19 protein-coding genes are annotated in these 15,757 nt (G+C 68.8%); 12 read left to right on the top strand and 7 right to left on the bottom strand.

Annotated elements, in window-relative coordinates; all coding sequences use genetic code 11:
- Positions 1-39: 39 nt before the first annotated feature.
- The 3 genes from MCIT9_RS02110 to MCIT9_RS02100 are packed head-to-tail and all read right to left on the bottom strand — an operon-like array spanning position 40 to position 3,024.
- A complete protein-coding gene (locus MCIT9_RS02110) occupies positions 40-1,521 on the bottom strand; it encodes an amino acid adenylation domain-containing protein (protein ID WP_317705784.1) in 1,482 nt (493 codons plus the stop codon).
- Entirely contained in the window at positions 1,502-2,782 is a 1,281-nt protein-coding gene (locus MCIT9_RS02105) for a hypothetical protein (RefSeq protein ID WP_317705783.1), read from the bottom strand. The genes MCIT9_RS02110 and MCIT9_RS02105 overlap by 20 nt, the downstream gene beginning before the upstream one ends.
- The gene (locus tag MCIT9_RS02100) at positions 2,779-3,024 is read right to left on the bottom strand and encodes an acyl carrier protein (protein ID WP_317705782.1); all 246 of its coding nucleotides are present in this window, start codon (positions 3,022-3,024) and stop codon (positions 2,779-2,781) included. Before MCIT9_RS02100 ends, MCIT9_RS02105 begins: the two co-directional genes overlap by 4 nt.
- Before the next feature lie 74 nt (positions 3,025-3,098).
- On the opposite strand from MCIT9_RS02100, the gene MCIT9_RS02095 reads away from it, so the two are divergent.
- Positions 3,099-3,512, top strand: coding sequence for a hypothetical protein (locus MCIT9_RS02095; protein WP_317705781.1), 414 nt, complete (start codon positions 3,099-3,101; stop codon positions 3,510-3,512).
- A complete protein-coding gene (locus tag MCIT9_RS02090; protein WP_317705780.1) occupies positions 3,512-5,041 on the top strand; it encodes a phytoene desaturase family protein in 1,530 nt (509 codons plus the stop codon). Before MCIT9_RS02095 ends, MCIT9_RS02090 begins: the two co-directional genes overlap by 1 nt.
- On the opposite strand, the gene MCIT9_RS02085 is transcribed toward MCIT9_RS02090, so the two are convergent.
- Positions 5,019-6,263: an AMP-binding protein gene (locus MCIT9_RS02085; protein WP_317705779.1), complete on the bottom strand. Its 1,245-nt coding sequence runs from the start codon at positions 6,261-6,263 to the stop codon at positions 5,019-5,021. The two genes, MCIT9_RS02090 and MCIT9_RS02085, sit on opposite strands and share 23 nt — an antisense overlap.
- 89 nt (positions 6,264-6,352) lie before the next feature.
- Here MCIT9_RS02085 and MCIT9_RS02080 point away from each other — a divergent pair, with 89 nt between their 5' ends.
- From MCIT9_RS02080 to MCIT9_RS02035, 10 genes are all read left to right on the top strand, one after another.
- Positions 6,353-6,820, top strand: coding sequence for a hotdog family protein (locus MCIT9_RS02080; protein ID WP_317705778.1), 468 nt, complete (start codon positions 6,353-6,355; stop codon positions 6,818-6,820).
- The gene (fabG, locus tag MCIT9_RS02075) at positions 6,810-7,544 is read left to right on the top strand and encodes a 3-oxoacyl-ACP reductase FabG (RefSeq protein ID WP_317705777.1); all 735 of its coding nucleotides are present in this window, start codon (positions 6,810-6,812) and stop codon (positions 7,542-7,544) included. Before MCIT9_RS02080 ends, fabG begins: the two co-directional genes overlap by 11 nt.
- Positions 7,541-8,767: a beta-ketoacyl-ACP synthase gene (locus MCIT9_RS02070; protein WP_317705776.1), complete on the top strand. Its 1,227-nt coding sequence runs from the start codon at positions 7,541-7,543 to the stop codon at positions 8,765-8,767. Before fabG ends, MCIT9_RS02070 begins: the two co-directional genes overlap by 4 nt.
- A gap of 1 nt (position 8,768) precedes the next feature.
- Complete coding sequence (locus MCIT9_RS02065) at positions 8,769-9,551, top strand: lysophospholipid acyltransferase family protein (RefSeq protein WP_317705775.1); 783 nt, start codon at positions 8,769-8,771, stop codon at positions 9,549-9,551.
- A gap of 113 nt (positions 9,552-9,664) precedes the next feature.
- Entirely contained in the window at positions 9,665-9,910 is a 246-nt protein-coding gene (locus MCIT9_RS02060; RefSeq protein ID WP_317705774.1) for an acyl carrier protein, read from the top strand.
- Positions 9,907-10,467 (top strand): COG4648 family protein, encoded by a 561-nt coding sequence (locus tag MCIT9_RS02055; protein WP_317705773.1) that lies wholly within the window; start codon positions 9,907-9,909, stop codon positions 10,465-10,467. Before MCIT9_RS02060 ends, MCIT9_RS02055 begins: the two co-directional genes overlap by 4 nt.
- Entirely contained in the window at positions 10,460-10,810 is a 351-nt protein-coding gene (locus MCIT9_RS02050) for an ApeI family dehydratase (protein WP_317705772.1), read from the top strand. Before MCIT9_RS02055 ends, MCIT9_RS02050 begins: the two co-directional genes overlap by 8 nt.
- A gap of 2 nt (positions 10,811-10,812) precedes the next feature.
- Positions 10,813-11,520, top strand: coding sequence for a glycosyltransferase family 2 protein (locus MCIT9_RS02045; protein WP_317705771.1), 708 nt, complete (start codon positions 10,813-10,815; stop codon positions 11,518-11,520).
- Complete coding sequence (locus tag MCIT9_RS02040; protein ID WP_317705770.1) at positions 11,517-12,443, top strand: LpxL/LpxP family acyltransferase; 927 nt, start codon at positions 11,517-11,519, stop codon at positions 12,441-12,443. The genes MCIT9_RS02045 and MCIT9_RS02040 overlap by 4 nt, the downstream gene beginning before the upstream one ends.
- Positions 12,440-12,886, top strand: coding sequence for an acyl-CoA thioesterase (locus tag MCIT9_RS02035; protein ID WP_317705769.1), 447 nt, complete (start codon positions 12,440-12,442; stop codon positions 12,884-12,886). Before MCIT9_RS02040 ends, MCIT9_RS02035 begins: the two co-directional genes overlap by 4 nt.
- Here the strand turns inward: MCIT9_RS02035 and MCIT9_RS02030 are convergent.
- From MCIT9_RS02030 to MCIT9_RS02020, 3 genes are read right to left on the bottom strand one after another with little or no spacing between them, the layout of a single operon-like run.
- Entirely contained in the window at positions 12,858-13,067 is a 210-nt protein-coding gene (locus MCIT9_RS02030) for a dodecin (RefSeq protein WP_317705768.1), read from the bottom strand. The genes MCIT9_RS02035 and MCIT9_RS02030 overlap by 29 nt on opposite strands.
- Before the next feature lie 44 nt (positions 13,068-13,111).
- Positions 13,112-14,896, bottom strand: a complete 1,785-nt coding sequence (locus MCIT9_RS02025; RefSeq protein WP_317705767.1) for a M48 family metalloprotease — start codon at positions 14,894-14,896, stop codon at positions 13,112-13,114.
- Positions 14,884-15,741, bottom strand: coding sequence for an anti-sigma factor (locus MCIT9_RS02020; protein WP_317705766.1), 858 nt, complete (start codon positions 15,739-15,741; stop codon positions 14,884-14,886). Before MCIT9_RS02020 ends, MCIT9_RS02025 begins: the two co-directional genes overlap by 13 nt.
- Between the last annotated feature and the right edge of the window lie 16 nt (positions 15,742-15,757).

Genomic DNA, 15,757 nt, shown 5'->3' with positions numbered 1-15,757 from the left:
GTGTAAGAAAGGCAAGAGAACAGATTTCGCCGCGTTGCTTCATTGAACCTCCTCCCCCTCCCTCGGCCTGTCCCCGTGACCGGCTTTTCTTTTTTCCACCAGCTGCCGGACGGCCTCCAGATCCGGCTTGCCGTTGGCGAGCCGGGGCAGGGCGGGCAGGCGGGTGATGCGGGCGGGAACCATGTAGCCGGGCAGGCGGGCGCGCAGCGCCAGGCGCAGGGCCGCGGGGGTGCCGTCGCCGACCACGGCGGCGTGCAGCTGGGGGCCGTCCGGGGTGTCGCAGGCGACCACGGCGGCGGCCGTCACCCCGGGCAGGGCCAGCAGCGCCGCCTCCACCTCGGCCGGCTCCACCCGGTGGCCGGCGATCTTCACCATGCGGTCGAGGCGGCCGCGCCAGACGTATTCCCCGTGCTCGTTGACTTCCACCCGGTCGCCGGTGGCGTACCAACCCTCACGATCCAGCGCCGGCCGCAGGCGGCCTTCCCGCCAGTAACCGGACAGCAGGGTGGGGCCGCGGACCTTCAGCTCGCCGCTGCCCGGATCGACCTTCAACGCGTCGCCGCAGGCGGGGCGGCCGATGGGAATCGGATCATCGGTGTCGAGACGGCGGCGGTCCACCGGCCAGCAGCAGCAGACGTTGGTTTCCGTGGGACCGTAGAGGTTGAACAGCGCCGCCTGGGGCAGGGCGTCCGCCAGCCGCTTCAGCGACGGGGTGGGAAACGGCTCGCCGGCGAAGAGGAGGAAGCGCAGGCCGGGCAAAGGGATCTCCGCCAGCCCGCCCTTGCAGGCCCAGAATCCCAGCAGGGAGGGGATGGTGTAGAAGCCGGTGATGCCGCGGGCGGCCAGCCACTGGGTGAAACGGCGCGGGGCCATGGCCAGGCCGTCGGGGAGGAAATCGGCACAGCTTCCGGCGCCGAGCACCGAAAACAGGTCGAAGGTGGACAGGTCGAACGCCAGCGGGGCGATGGCGGCGATGCGGTCGGCCGGCGTCAGCGCAACCTGGGTGCGGGCCCAGTCGGCGAAGGCGGCGATGGCGCCGTGGCTGAGGGCGACGCCCTTGGGGCGGCCGGTGGAGCCGGAGGTGTAGAGGATCGCCGCCAGGGCTTCCGCCGACCCCGGGCCGGTAAGGGGCGCGTCACGCTCTCCCCGGGGGAGTACGGTGGGCAGTTCCGCCCAGTTTTCCCGGGCGACGACGGCGCCGGCGCAGGCGTCGGCCACGATGGCCCGGCGGCGGGCCGGCGGCGCCTTGGGGTCGAGGGGCAGATAGGGATGGCCGGCGGCGAGGATGCCCAGCACGGCGCAGGCGGCGTCGATGCCGCGGGGCAGGTCGATGGCCACCGGCGTGCCCGGCGGCAGGCGCAGGCGGCCGAGTTCGGCGGCGATGGCGGAGTCCCGGCGGGCCAGTCCAGCGTAGCTGAGGGTCCGGTCGCCCTCCCGCAGCGCGGGGGCGTCGGGGTGCCCGGCCGCCCGGGTGAGAACAGGCCCCAGTAAGGGGGAGGCTTCAGCCGGAAAGGAGTTCATCGTGCAGACACCTGCGGAAGCGCGCCGCCCAGGCGTCGTCCAGGTCCGGGGCCAGATGGTTGATGGCGGCCTGGAGGCGGCCGTCGAAACGGGCGAACAGCACCGCCAGCGAAGGCGGGGCGGTGACCTGGCAGGCGTGATGGACGCCGGTGACCGGGGCGCCGAGAAAATCCGGGCAGCGCAAGCGGGTTTCGCCCACGTCGGAGAACCAGGCCGAAGCCCGTTCGCCGCCGGACTTCTGCCGGCGCAGGATTTCCGCGTAGCGGTCCAGGGACAGCCACTGCCCCAGCCACATCAGGGGCAGATAGGCCAGATCCAGCTCCTGCCGGAGGGCGCTTTCGTGCTGGGCCCGCAGGTGGCGGAACAGGGCGTCGCGGTCGGCGGTGACGGCGTGCCCGGCCTGGGCGAACAGCGCCGCCACCTGGTTGCCGGTCACCGGCGCCGGGGCGTTGCCAAGGCGCAGGTCAAAGGCGTAGGGAATGCACCAGGCATCGCGCCGCTCGGCCGGTCCGGCGGCCTCCAGCGCCCGCATCAGGCAGCCGATGAGATAGAGGGTCTGGCCGCCGAGGCCGACCCGGCGGCGGGCGCTTGCCAGCACCGCTTGGGTTTCGTCCCGGTCCAGGAGCAGCACGGTATGGCGCAGCCGGCGGGGGGCTGTGGCCGTCCGGGCCGGCTGGCTGCTGGCGAGGCGGTCGATCCAGTCGTTGTGGCGTTTGCCGCGCCACAGCAGTTTCAGGCGCCGGGGCCAGGACCAGCCGCGCCACTTTTGCAGCACCAGGGCGGTTTCCCGGCCGTGGTAGCAGTCCCGTGCCTGCGGTTCGGCCGCCAGATAATCGAGCAGGCGTTTGACCCCGCCGGCGTCGAGCAGGGGGTGCAGCCAGCGGACCACCAGCAGGGTGCGTTCCGGGGCGGTCAGGCAGTGGCAATCCAGGGGCGGGGAGGCGAAGGCATCGCCGGCGCCGTTGAGCAGGTCCGCCAGTGCGGTGCTGAGGTCGCCGTCCCAGGAGCGGGTGTGCAGGGGAATGCCGCGGCCCTGGGGCTGCCAGGCGAAACGCCGTCCCCGGGACACCAGCCGGGCGCCGAGAGTGGGAAAATGACGGGCCAGTTCGGCCAGTCCGCTTTCCAGGGCAGCGGTGTCCGGTCTGCCCGCCAGTTCCAGGGCGAAGGCGCACCAGGCGCCGGGCAGCCCGGCCTTGCGGATCTCCCGGTCCATCGCCAGCAGGAAGTGGTCGGCCGGATTCAGCGCAACGGGGGCCGTCATCGGCGGTGGGCTTCGATCCAGCGGCTCAGGCGTTCGAGGGTGCGGACGGTGTCAGGCTCGATGTCGGTGTCGGGCAGGGTGACGTCGAACTCGCGTTCGGCGAACATGATCAGGCGCATGATGCCGAGGCTGTCGAGGCCGGCCTCGAGCAGATCGTCGTCGTCGCCGAAGGCGTCCGGGTCTTCGCAGTAAACCAGCTCGCCGAGGACGAAATCGCGCAGGCGGGATTTGATGTCGTTCATGGGACCGATGTTCTTTCCGCTTCGGGCAAGATACCATATCCGCTCGATATCACAACCAAGAAAAGGGGGAGAACATGCGAATTCGGTTGTTGCTGCTGGGCGCCTGTCTGGGACTGGCGGTGGGCGGCTGCGCCAGTCAGGGCGGTCACGCGGACGCATCGCAGGCGGCCGCGGGGTCTTCGGTCAAACGGAACGACGGGTCTGTCGCCACGCCGGAAATACCGGCCGACAGCCCGCTGGCTAAGATCCAGCCGGGCATGAGCGAAGGCCACGTGTACGACATTCTCGGTCAGCCCACCGAAACCAAGACCTATCTCACCGGCAAGCAGTGGATTCCGTTCTATTTCGGTCCCGACGTCCACCGCAAGGAGGCCTACTTCAAGGGTCTGGGGCGGGTCGTGTTCGTGCCCAGCGGCGCCATGGGGACAGGGGTCTACAAGGTCCATCAGGTCATCTACGACCCCACCGAGGACGGCTACGCCGATTGATGCAGGCCGGCTTTCACCGGGAATCGCGGCGGCATCGCTACGACGCCGTGGTCGTCGGCGCCGGTATCGGCGGGCTGACGGCGGCGGCGATTTTGGCCCGCTGCGGGCGCTCGGTGCTGGTGATCGAACGCCACGACCGCCCCGGCGGTTACCTGCACGGCTTCCGCCGCCGCGGCATCCAGTGTGACGCCGGTGTGCACACGGTCGGCGGTTGCGCCGCTTCCGGCCCGCCGCACCGGCGGGTGCTGGGGATGCTGGTGGAGAGCCTGGGGCTGGACGGCCGGGTCCGTTTCCTGGCGGTGGACCCGGTGGCCCATGTGGCGTTTCCGGACGGACGCATCGCCCTTCCCCAGGGGCTGGGCGCCCTGCGGGAATCTCTGGGGGAACGCTTCCCGGTCCAGCGCCGGGGGCTGGAAGCGTTTCTCGATCTGGCCGCGGAACTGGCGGACCAGGCCTGCCGCGCCGCCGCCGGCCAGGGACAGGACTTTCCCCTGCTGGCCCGTTTCCGCCAAGCCACCCTGGCCCAGGTCATGGCCGATCATTTCTCCGATCCCCGCCTGATGGCAGCACTGGCGGGACTGTGGCCCTATCTGGGGCTGCCGCCGGGGCGGCTGTCGTTTCTCTACTGGGCGCTGATGTTCATGGGCTACGTCCGGGACGGGGCCGGTTACTGCCAGGGTTCGTTCCAGCGTCTGGCCGACGCGCTGGCCGGGTGCATCGAGGCGGCCGGCGGCGAGCTGCTCTACCGCACCGGGGTGCGCCGGATCGTGCTGGACGACGGGCGCGCCGCCGGAGTGATGACCGAAACCGGTCAGGACATTGAGGCTGGCGTGGTGATCGCCAACGCCGATCTGCGCCACACCATGGAACACCTGGTGCCGGCCGACCGGGTTCCGTCCCGTTACCTGCAGCGGCTGCGGCGGATGCAGCCGTCCCTGTCGGCCTTCGTCACCTACCTCGGTGTCGATTCCCTGCCGCCGACCACCGCGGCGCACGAGGTTTTCTTCTATCCCGGCTGGGACCACGAACGGGCCTTCGATGCCACCTGCCGGGGGACGCCGGACTGGTTCTCCGTCACCTGCCCGACCCACACCGATCCCGGTCTGAGCCGCGACGGCGGTCACCTGCTGATGCTGACCACCCTGGCCCCCTACCGGCTTTCCGAGGACTGGCGCGTGCTGAAATCCCGTTTCCAGCAGCGTCTGCTGGCCCGGGCCGAGGCGCGGCTGCCGGGGCTGGGGGCGCGCATCCGCTGGCTGGAGTCGGGCACCCCGCGCACCATGATGCGCTATACCTTCAATCACCAGGGCGCGGCCTACGGCTGGGCCGCCTTGCCGCGCCAGGTGGGGCCGGGACGGCCGGCGGTGGAGACACCCCTGCCGGGGCTGTATCTGGCCGGTCACTGGGCCGCGCCCGGCGGCGGGGTGTACGGGGCGGCGCTGTCGGGGGTGATGGCGGCCCAGGCCATCCTTGGCATTGAGGATCAGGAAAGCCTGTGGCGCCGGGTCAGCGGCGGCGCAGGCGGCTGAGCAGCGCCTCCAGGTCGGCCTGTCTTACCTTGCCGGTGGGCGTGCGGGGAATGGCTTCGACGAACAGCAGCGGCCGCGGCAGGAACACCGGATCGATGCGCTGGCGCAGCCGGGCGAGGAGGGTGCGGCGGTCCAGGCGGCTGACCACCAGGGCGCCGACCCGGTTGGTTTCGGTGGGAAAGAACAGGCCGTCCTCGACGCCGTCGATGGCCTGGAGGTGATGGTTCAGTTCTCCCAGGGCGATGCGCTTGCCGCCCACCTTGATCAATTCCTGGCTCCGTCCCAGCAGCCGCAGGCGGCCATCGCCAAGCGGCTCGAAGCGGTCCGCCAGGACGACGGGGCGGGGCAGCCAGGGCGCACGGACGGTGACGCCTTCGGTGCCGCAGTCCAGCCGTACCCCGGGATAGGGGCGCCAGCCTTCCTCGCGGGCGGGGTGGCGCCAGGCGAGCGACTGGGTTTCGGTGCTGCCGTAGATTTCCCACACCGGCCGGCCGGTGGCGGTTTCCAGTTCCTGCGCCAAGCCGGGATCGAGCGGGGCGGTGGCCGACAGGATACCGGCCAGGTTGCGCCAGCGCGGCGCCGAGCCCAGGCAGGCGCGCAGCTGCAGCGGGGTGGAAACCAGCAGGACCGGCCGGGGGCTGCGGGCCAGCAGGCGGCGGATGTCCTCGGGATAGAAGGGGCGGGCGGCGGTCAGCCGCAGCCGGGAACAGAGCGGCCAGATCACCGCAGTTTCCAGGGCGAACAGGTGCTGGGCTGGGGTGGTGGCGACCACGTCCCAGTCCCGCTCGCCCAGACCCAGGGCGGCGAGGGCGCAGCGGGCGCCGCGGACCAGCATCGCTCCGGTCTTCTCCCAGGCCGCCGGCCGGCCGCTGGAGCCGGAGGTGAAACACATAAGCCGCAGCCGAACGCGCCAGCGGCGCAGGGGCGGCCAGGGAGAAGGCAGGCAGGGAAACGCGGGGGCGGGATCGACGGCGTCATCGGTCACGAGGACGGCATCGGGAAAGCGGGCCTGCAGTTCCGCCACGGCGGCGGGGCTGTGGGTGGGCGGCAGCAGGCAGCGTTGCCGCCGGCAGGCGGCGTGCAGCAGGACCGCGGTGAAACGGATGCGGTCCCGGCACAGGTTGACGAGGGGGCGGCGGCGCGGCAGCCCCGGCGCCAGGGCGGCAATCCGGCGTTGGAGTTCTTCGGGCGGGGTTCCGGAACCCATGGGTGGCGGTTTCATGATGTAGGTGGCATTGTGCCACAGCCCCGACCGCGTTGCATTTCCCCGGCGGGCATGAAAAAATCTGCCGTCAACCGCATCGAGATGCCGTGAACTACCCGCCCCGACGTTTCCCCATCACCGAGTTGTTGCCCCAGCGCGGCGTCATGCGCTTGGTGGACGAGGTGGTGGAGATCACCGACGAGACTGCCCGTACCGCCCTGACCGTGCGCGATGATCCGCTGTTTCTGCTGGAGCCGGGCCGTGTCCCGGCCTGGGTGGGGCTGGAGTACATGGCCCAGACCGTGGCCGTCTGGTCCGGCTATCATTGCCTTCACCGGGGGGAGCCGATCCGGGCCGGCCTGTTGCTGGGAACGCGACGTTTCGAGGCAGCGGTGGATCATTTCCCGGTGGGGCAGAAGCTTTGCGTGCGGGCGCGGCGGGTGTTCCGGGCCGCCAACGACATGTGCGTGTTCGACTGCGCCATCGAAGCCGGCCGGCCGCTGGCCGATGCCCGTCTGAACGTGCTGCTGCCGCAGGATCTGAAAGCCTATCTGGAGCGAGCTGATGAAGTCTGAAACCGTCCTGGTCACCGGTGCCAGCCGCGGCATCGGCCGCGCCATCGCCGAGCGCCTGGCGCGCGAAGGGTACGACCTGGTCCTGACCTGCCGCCGCAATCGGGAACTGCTCGAAGCGCTGGCGGAGGCGTTGCGCCGGAACCACGGCGTCACCGTGCGCTGCCTGGCCTTCGACGTGGCCGACCGGGCCGCCGCCGCGGCGGCTCTGGAGGCCGATGTCGCCGCTCACGGGGCCTATTATGGCGTGGTCTGCAACGCCGGCCTGACCGCCGATGCGGTGTTTCCCGCCATGACCGGGGAGGAATGGGACCGGGTGGTGCACACCAATCTGGACGGTTTCTACAACGTGCTCCGTCCGCTGGTGCTGCCCATGATCCAGCGCCGCCGGCCGGGGCGGATCGTCACCCTCGCCTCGGTGGCCGGCCTCCTGGGGAACCGCGGCCAGGTCAACTACAGCGCCGCCAAGGCCGGCATCATCGGCGCCACCAAGGCGCTGGCCCTGGAACTGGCCAAGCGCCGCATCACCGTCAACTGTGTCGCCCCCGGCCTGATCGAGACCGACATGGTCGCCGACTTGCTCCTGGAGGAGATCAAGGCCCACATTCCCCAGCGCCGTCTCGGCAAACCGGGGGAGGTGGCGGCGCTGGTGGCGTTCCTGCTGTCGCCGGAGGCGGCCTACGTTACCCGCCAGGTCATCGCCGTCGACGGAGGGTTGAGCGGATGAGACGGGTGGTGGTCACCGGCATGGCGGCCATCTCCCCCCTGGGGTCGGATTGGGCCACGGTGCGGGAGCGGCTGCGGCAGCGGCGCAACGCCGTGGCCCGGCGCGACGACTGGGCGGCCTACGAAGGGTTGCATTGCTTGCTGGCGGCACCGGTGACCGATTTCCAATTGCCGGACCACTATACCCGCAAGCGCACCCGCAGCATGGGGCGGGTGTCGCTGCTGGCGGTGCGCGCCAGCGAGCTGGCGCTGGCCGATGCCGGCCTGCTGGACGACCCCATCGTCGCTTCCGGGGAAACCGGCGTGGCCTACGGATCCTCGGTGGGCTCCACCGACGCCATCGCCGATTTCGGCGCCATGCTGCTCCACCACCGCCTCGGCGGTCTCAACGCCGGCACCTATCTCAAGATGATGGGACACACCACCGCGGTCAACGTTGCCCTGTTCTTCCAGGTGCGCGGCCGCATCATCCCGGCGGTGAGCGCCTGCACTTCCGGCAGCCAGGCCATCGGTTTCGCCTATGAGGCGATCCGAACCGGGCGCCAGACGGTGATGATCGCCGGTGGCGCCGAGGAACTGTGCCCCACGGAAGTGGCGGTGTTCGACACCCTGTACGCCGCCAGCACCCGCAACGAGGCGCCACAGGCGACCCCCCGCCCCTTCGACCGCGACCGCGACGGCCTGGTGCTGGGCGAGGGAGCCTGCACCCTGATTCTGGAGGACCGTGACCACGCCCTGGCGCGCGGCGCCCGCATCCACGCCGAAATCGCCGGCTTCGGCACCAATGCCGACGGCGCCCACGTCACCCAGCCGTCGCGCCCCACCATGCGCCGGGCGATGGAGCTGGCGCTGGAGGACGCCGGCCTGCCGCCGCAAGCGGTGGGTTACGTCAGCGCCCACGGCACCGGCACCCGCCAGGGAGACGAAGCCGAGAGCTGGGCCACCTGGGACGTCTATGGCGAGCGCACGCCGGTCAGCACCCTCAAGAGCTACACCGGCCACACCCTGGGGGCCTGCGGGGCGCTGGAAGCCTTGGCGGCGATCGAAATGATGCGCGAGGGCTGGTTCCATCCCAATCTCAACCTGGAGCATCCCGATCCTGCCTGCGCGCCGCTGGACTATCTCACTGGCGACGGCCGGAGGCTCGACTGCGAGGTGGTGGCGAGCCACAATTTCGCCTTCGGCGGCATCAACACCGCCCTGATCCTGCGCCGCCACCCCTGAGATGGAACGGGGCTTGCGCTTTGCCGCCACCGTGCTCAGCTATCTGGTCTACGGGCTGGGCGCGCTGCTGGTGTGGTGGCTGATCTATCCGGCCACCGCCTGGCGTCATCCCCCCGCCGCCCGTCCGGCCTACGCCCGCCGTCTGAGCCGGCGGGCGTTTCGCTTTTTCGTTGAATGGATGCGCCGGACCGGGGTTTGGGACTTCCACCTGGAAGGTGCGCAGCGCCTGCGGGGCCGGGGGCGGGTGATCGTCGCCAACCACCCCTCGTTTCTCGACATCGTGCTGCTGTTCGCTTTCGTGGAGGACGCCGTATGCGTGGTCAAGCCGTCGCTGGCGCGGGTGCCGCTGGTGGGCCGGCCGATCCGCTGCTGCGGCCACATCCTCGCGGACGATTCGCAGACCTTGCTGCCGGCGGCGCTGGCCGCGCTGCGGCAAGGCGCCAACCTGATCCTGTTCCCCCAGGGAACCCGCACCCCGCCGGAAGCGGCGTGGCGGTTCCAGCGCAGCGCTGCCCGCATTGCCCTGGAGACCGGTGCGCCCATCGTGCCGGTGTACCTGCGTTACCGGCCCCTGTTGCTGGGCAAGGGGCAGTCCTGGCATCAGGTGCCCGAGTATCGACCTGCGGTGACGGTGACCGTGGGGGCGGAAATCGATCCTGGAAAGGTCATGGACGCGGGGCTGCCCTTGTCTGTGGCCGCCAGGCGTTTGACCCGCCATCTGGAACGGCTGTATTCGGATTGGCATGAGCGAGATGCTTCGAGAGCGCCTGCCGGGAGGCGTTGAAGCGAAGGTGACACCCGGCGCTTGCATCCTTGGTCGCTTTCTCTCCTTGCGCTACAATCAGGGAAATCGCAGCTCCCGTTCAACCGGGGAGACACCCTTTGATGAAGGACACGATGACAGACCGGGATGCCGTTTACGCCACGCTGTGCCGCCTGCTCGAGGAACTGTTCGAGATCGACCCGGCACAGGTCACCCCCGAGACCACCTTCCAGGAACTGGACATCGACAGCATCGATGCGGTCGATCTGGTGGTCCGTCTGCACGATCTCATCGGCAAGCGCATCCCGCCGGATGACTTTCGTCAGATCCGGACCGTTGGCGACGTCGTCGATGTGGTGCAGCGCCTCAGCCGCCCATGAGCCGCCGTCCGGGGCGCGGATGGTGGTTGGCCGTCCTCGTCGCTCTCACCCTGCTGTATCCGCTCCTGGTGTGGTTGTCCCTCGGCCGCATTGATCCCCGCTGGCTGCTGCTGGCGTTGCTGGGGCTGATGGGGCTGCGGGCCTGGTGGCTGAGAGGGGGCTGGCCGTTTTGGGCCCTGACCCTGGCTGTGGCAGGCCTGCTGCTGTGGGGGCGGGAGGGATCGCTGCTGCTTTATCCGGTGCTGGTCAACGGGGTGTTTCTGGTCTGGTTTCTGGCGTCGCTGTGGTGGTTTCCGCCGCCGGTGGTGGAGCGGCTGGCGCGCCTGCTGGACCCTGATCTGCCTCCCGAAGGGGTGCGTTACACCCGCACCGTCACCTGGGTCTGGTGCCTGTTCTTCGCCGTCAACGGCGCTATCGCCGCCTTCACCGTCTGGTACGGGGACCTGCGCCTGTGGACGTTTTACAACGGTCTGCTCGCTTATCTGCTCAGCGGCGCCCTGATGGCGGTGGAATACGGGGTGCGGCGCTGGACGATGCGGCGCAACGGCCATGCCTGATCCCCGCCCGCTGCCGCAGATTCTGGCCCGCCGGCGGGAAGACTGGCGGGTGGACTACCGCCTGTATCTGCCGGCGGATCTGGCCTGTTTCCAGGGCCATTTTCCCGGTTTTCCCCTTCTTGCCGGGGTGGTGCAGATCCACTGGGCCGCAGCGCTGTTTCTGGAGGAATTCGCCCTGCCGCTGTGTTTCCGGCGGATGGAGAACATCAAGTTCAAGCGCCTGGTGGTGCCGGAGATGACGCTGGAATTGCGCCTCGATTACGATCCCGAACGCAAGCGGCTGGCCTTCCGTTACCGCACTGGGGAAGGGGAGTGCAGTTCCGGGCGGCTGTACTGGGAGTGACGATGGCGTTCGAACCCTGCGCGGTGATCCCCGTGTACAACCACAGCGACCGTCTCGGGACCATCGTTGCCGCATTGCGGTCCCACGGCCTGCCCTGCTTTCTGGTGGACGACGGCAGCGATCCCGCCCACCGCCGCGTCATCGACAGCCTGGGCGATGAGGGCGGGGTGACGGTGCTGCGCCATGCCCGCAACCGCGGCAAGGGGGCGGCGGTGAAGACCGGCCTGCGGGCGGCGCGGGCGGCCGGTTTCAGTCACGCGCTGCAGATCGACGCCGACGGCCAGCACGAGCTGGCCGACGTGCCGGCCTTCCTGGAGGTGGCCCGGTCCCGGCCCGAGGCGGCGGTCTGCGGCCGGCCCCGTTTCGACGCCTCCATGCCCCGCAGCCGTTATTATGGCCGCTGGCTCACCCACGTGTGGGTGTGGATCAACACCGCTTCCCTGGCGATTCCCGACGCCATGTGCGGCTTCCGCGTCTATCCGCTGGCGGTGCTGGAACCGCTGCTGGAGAAAGTCCGTGGCGATCGCATGGATTTCGACATCGAAATCCTGGTGCGGCTGCACTGGGCCGGGGTGCCGATGGTGTGGCTGCCCACCCGGGTGCGCTACCGGGCCGATGGCGTGTCCCACTTCCGCGCCTGGGAAGACAACTGGCGCATCAGCCGGATGCACGCGCGCCTGTTCCTGCAGCGTCTGGGAGGGTGGCGGTGAGCGGGCACTGGGCGGCGATGGAGGAACGCGGCGTCCTCTGGGGGATGCGCTTCCTGCTGGGGGTGTATCTGCTGCTGGGCCGGCCCTTCTTCCGGCTGTTTCTGTATCCGGTGGTGGGCTACTACTTCGTGGTCAACCGCCGGGCGCGGGCGGCCTCGCGCGATTACCTGCGCCGGCTGCACCGCTTCGCGCCGCAACTGGGGCTGGACGGCGGTCTGTGGCACAGCTACCGTCATTTCCTCAGCTTCGCCGAATGCCTGCTGGACAAGATCGTGGTCTGGCTGGGACGCTTCGATACCGCCGCGGTGGCCTTCCACAACCGCGAGCTATTCCTGCGGCTGCTCGATCAGGGCCAGGGCGGCCTGATCGTCACCGCCCATCTCGGCAACCTGGAGGTTTGCCGGGCGCTGGCCGACTTCCGCCGGCGCCTGCGCCTCAACATCCTGGTGCACACCAAGCACGCGGAGAAGTTCAACCGCCTGCTCGGCAGCGTGGACCGCTCCCACCACATGACCTTGATTCAGGTGACCGAGATCGACCCGGCCACGGCAATCCTGCTGCAGGACAAAGTGCGCCAGGGCGAGTTCGTGGTGCTGGTGGGGGACCGAGTTCCGGTGAGCAGCCCCCAGCGGGTGGTGCAGCTGCCGTTTCTAGGCGCCCCGGCCCCGTTTCCCCAGGGCCCCTGGCTGCTGGCCCACCTGCTCCAGTGCCCGGTGTTCACCCTGTTTTGCTATCGCCGCGGCGACGGCTATCACATCCACTTCGACCCGCTGCACGAACAGGTCCAGCTGCCGCAGGAAAGGGCGGAGCGTTTGGCGTCGATCCGCGCCTACGCCCGCCCCTTCGTCGAGCGCCTGCAGCGCCACTGTTTGCAGGCGCCGCTGCAATGGTTCAACTTCTACCCCTTCTGGGAGGCGCCATGAGCGGGCTGCCCGAGACCGAGGTGACCCTAGAGGTGCCCTTCTTCGATGCCGACATGCTCGGCATCGTCTGGCACGGCCATTACCTCAAATACTTCGAAATCGCCCGCTGCGCCTTGCTCGAAACTATCGATTACGACTACCTCACCATGAAGGCCACCGGCTACGTGTGGCCGGTGGTGGATCTGCAGGTCCGCTATCTGGCCCCGGCCCGCTTCGGCCAGACCCTGCGGGTGAAGGCGAGAATGCTCGAATACGAATACCGCCTGAAGCTGGCCTACGAGATCCACGACACCGAAGGCCGCCGCCTGGCCAAAGGCACCACCGTCCAGGTGGCGGTGGAACTTGACAGCGGCGAGATGTGTTTCGGCTCGCCGCCGGTGCTGCTGGAGCGTATCGCGCGCTGGCGCGAGCGCATCAGTCCTCGAGACGGAAGCCGATCTTGAGCACCACCTGGAAGTGGGCCACCTTGCCGTCCTCGATGTGCCCCCGGGTTTCCACCACCTGAAACCAGTTCAGGTGCTTGAGGGTTTTGCCGGCGCGCTCGATGGCGTTGCGGATGGCGGCATCGGTGCTCTCCGTGGAGGAACCGACGATTTCGATGACCTTGTAGACGTGTTCGGACATGACGGATCTCCCTGTTACGATTGCCGGTTCCCGATGATAGAGGATTACCGGGAGATCCACCAGGCTTCGCGGGGACGGCCGTCACGGAGCAACACCGCCCAGTTGCCGCAGGTGACCACGGTGCCCTGGAAAATCCGCCGGCGGCGCAGCGGTTGGGGACAGGCACGGGCGACCGCTTGTTCGCTGCTCGGCAGGCCGGTACGGGTCACCTGCAGCTGAAGATACTGATCCATTTCCATCACCTCCGCGGTGTGATGGGGTACCCGGTGGATGAAGCCATAAAGCTTGGCCCGGAACCAGTCGAAGGGAATCGACTCCCAGCCGGCGAACAGACGGGCGCGCAGGGAAGGGGTGACCAAGGTGCCGCCGCTCTGCGGGACCGGCCATGACCAGGGCAAGGGGGCGGTACCGCCGGCCGACGGAGGAGTCAGACACTGGGGTTGAGGCTGGACCCGCTGGCGGCGGCAGACCTGTTCCCGGATGAGGCGGGGCAGACGGGGAGCGAGGGCGGCCAGCTGATTCCAGTGTTGGTCGGCGTCGCTGTTGCGGGGGCGCATGTCCAGCAGCCGGGCCAGGTTGTAACGCCAGGCCGGTGGCATGTCGGTGCGGGTCTCCAGCCGTTTGACCGCTGCAGGCCACAGATCGATGTCAGCATCGCTTTGCTCGTAGAGCGCTAGCGCATCCAGCATCTGGGCCTGCCAGTCGTCCGGGGCGAGCTTCAACGCCTCGGCCAGCGCGGCCCGGGCTTGATGGGGGCGGCCAAGGTAGAGTTGCACGGTGGCCAGATTGATGCGGGCGGGCAGGTAGTCGGGGGCGGATTCTGCGGCCCGTTCCAGATAGTCGGCGGCATCGCGCAGATAGCCGGTCACCGTCCCGTTCAACGGGAAGTGCTTCAGGAACCGGTATTCGTCTTCGGGGAGCGCGGCCCGGGTACGGGGCATGCGGGTGTCCAGATCGAGCAGGAACGGCAGCCAGTAGAAGTGTGCCTGCCGGGGCGGCATGGCCTGGCGGGCCTGCTGCAGGGCACAGACGCCCAGGTCGTTGAGCACCGCAGGTCCCGGGAACACCTGTTGAAATTCCCGCAGAAAGTAGATGGCGTCGCTACAACGGCCGAAGTGGACAAGGCGCGCTCCCATGTCGAAGAAGGCGACCTTCTCCTGCAGCATGCGCAGGCGCTCCCGCAGCAGGGCGGCCCGGTCTTCCGGGAAGGGATGGGAGGCGCTGATGCGGGCCTGGGTCTGCTGCATCCAAAAAGTGAAGAAATCGGTCTTGGTATCGTTCCGCTCCAGCAGAAGGTGGACGGGATAACCGGCCATGGCGGCGTAGATGTACCCTTTGTCGTCGGCGGCCAGTTCCTTTTCCCGGACCTCGAAGTTCTGATCCAGGAAATGCGCGATGCGTTGGGTGTCCGGCGAAGCGGCCAGAAACCGCTCCACCTCTTCGTGCCAGTAGTCGTCGTGGGCCAGATGGGCCAGCTCGTGGCCGAGAACGAAGGCGAGGCGGGTGCGGGCCAGATTCTCGTCGGCCTGTTTGAAGCACAAGGCTACCGCCTTGCGGGACAGAACGATGTGGCCGCTGGGCAGGGCGATGGCCCAGGCGTTGGTGTCGCCGCCGATTACCACCAGCCTTGGGGGCCGGTGGCGGGATTGGTCGGCGGCGGCCCGTACCCGCTCGAACACCCGATAGGCGATGGCGATTCGAGGATCGTCTTCCGGTGTGAGTGCGCCGTAGCTTTCCACATAGAAGTCGATGCTATCCTCGGTGGGGACGGCGGCGGCCGTCCCTGTCGCCAACAGCCCGGTCAGGAGGATAAGGATCAACCTTGCCATCGGCCGATGATCAGGAGCAGCTTGCGTTGCAGACGGGTCCGCTGGACAGCGTCCGGCGTTTCAGCCAAAGGTTCCATCATGGTCTGGACCGTGTGCAGGTCCGCCAGTGCCTGATCCCGTTGGGGGGAGGGCGGCAGTTTCTCAAATTCTGCCGCCAGGCTCTGGCCGTATCGCCGGAACACTTGCCAGACATTCGGATCGGAGTCCTCCTTCTGAGTCATGGCCCAGGCCAACAGCAGCCATTGGCCCAGGCTGCGGTAGGCCCGTTTCTCCGGCGTGTCGTGGGTTTCGTCCCTCAGGTCCACCTGGTCGGGATGTTCGATCCAGAAGCGGGCGTCTCGCAGCCCCTGGGCGACTGTCTCCTTGGCCGGATCGGCCGCTGTATCGTTGAAGGCAAACGGTGCTTCGGCACGTGGAAGTCGGTCAGCAGGGATTTCCTGTCCCTTAGGCAGAGCGGCGATGATCCGGTGGGGCGGCCATTTGCCCGCTATCGGCTGCTGGACCAGCACCACGGCCACCGCCAAACCGGCGGTCACGGCCACGGTCAGGGGGATGATCCAAGGGCGGGGGCGCAGACGCGCCCACAAGCGCTGCCACCACGCAGGCCGTTGGATCGGCGTCTCCTCCGGTTGGGCTTCTTCCAGGGCGGCCGCGCTGTGCAGCCATTCCTGATAGCAGCATTCGCAGCGGTTCAGATGGGCCATGACCGCCTGCCGCTGGGAGGGGGGCAGGCGCTGTTCGATGAAGGCAGTCAGCACTTCCGGCGGCGGATGGTCTTCTTCGGTTTCTTCCCGGCGGGTGGCTGCCAGGCCAAGCAGGCTGATCAGCCGTTCGTCTCCTTTCATAGGGGCGTTTTCGTTC

Origin of the sequence: Methylomarinovum caldicuralii, from assembly GCF_033126985.1 — a bacterium.
In the GTDB taxonomy this organism is placed as follows: Bacteria; Pseudomonadota; Gammaproteobacteria; order Methylococcales; family Methylothermaceae; genus Methylohalobius; species Methylohalobius caldicuralii.
The sequence above is the reverse complement of the archived record's forward strand: the minus strand, read 5'-3'. Positions and strand labels throughout refer to the sequence as shown.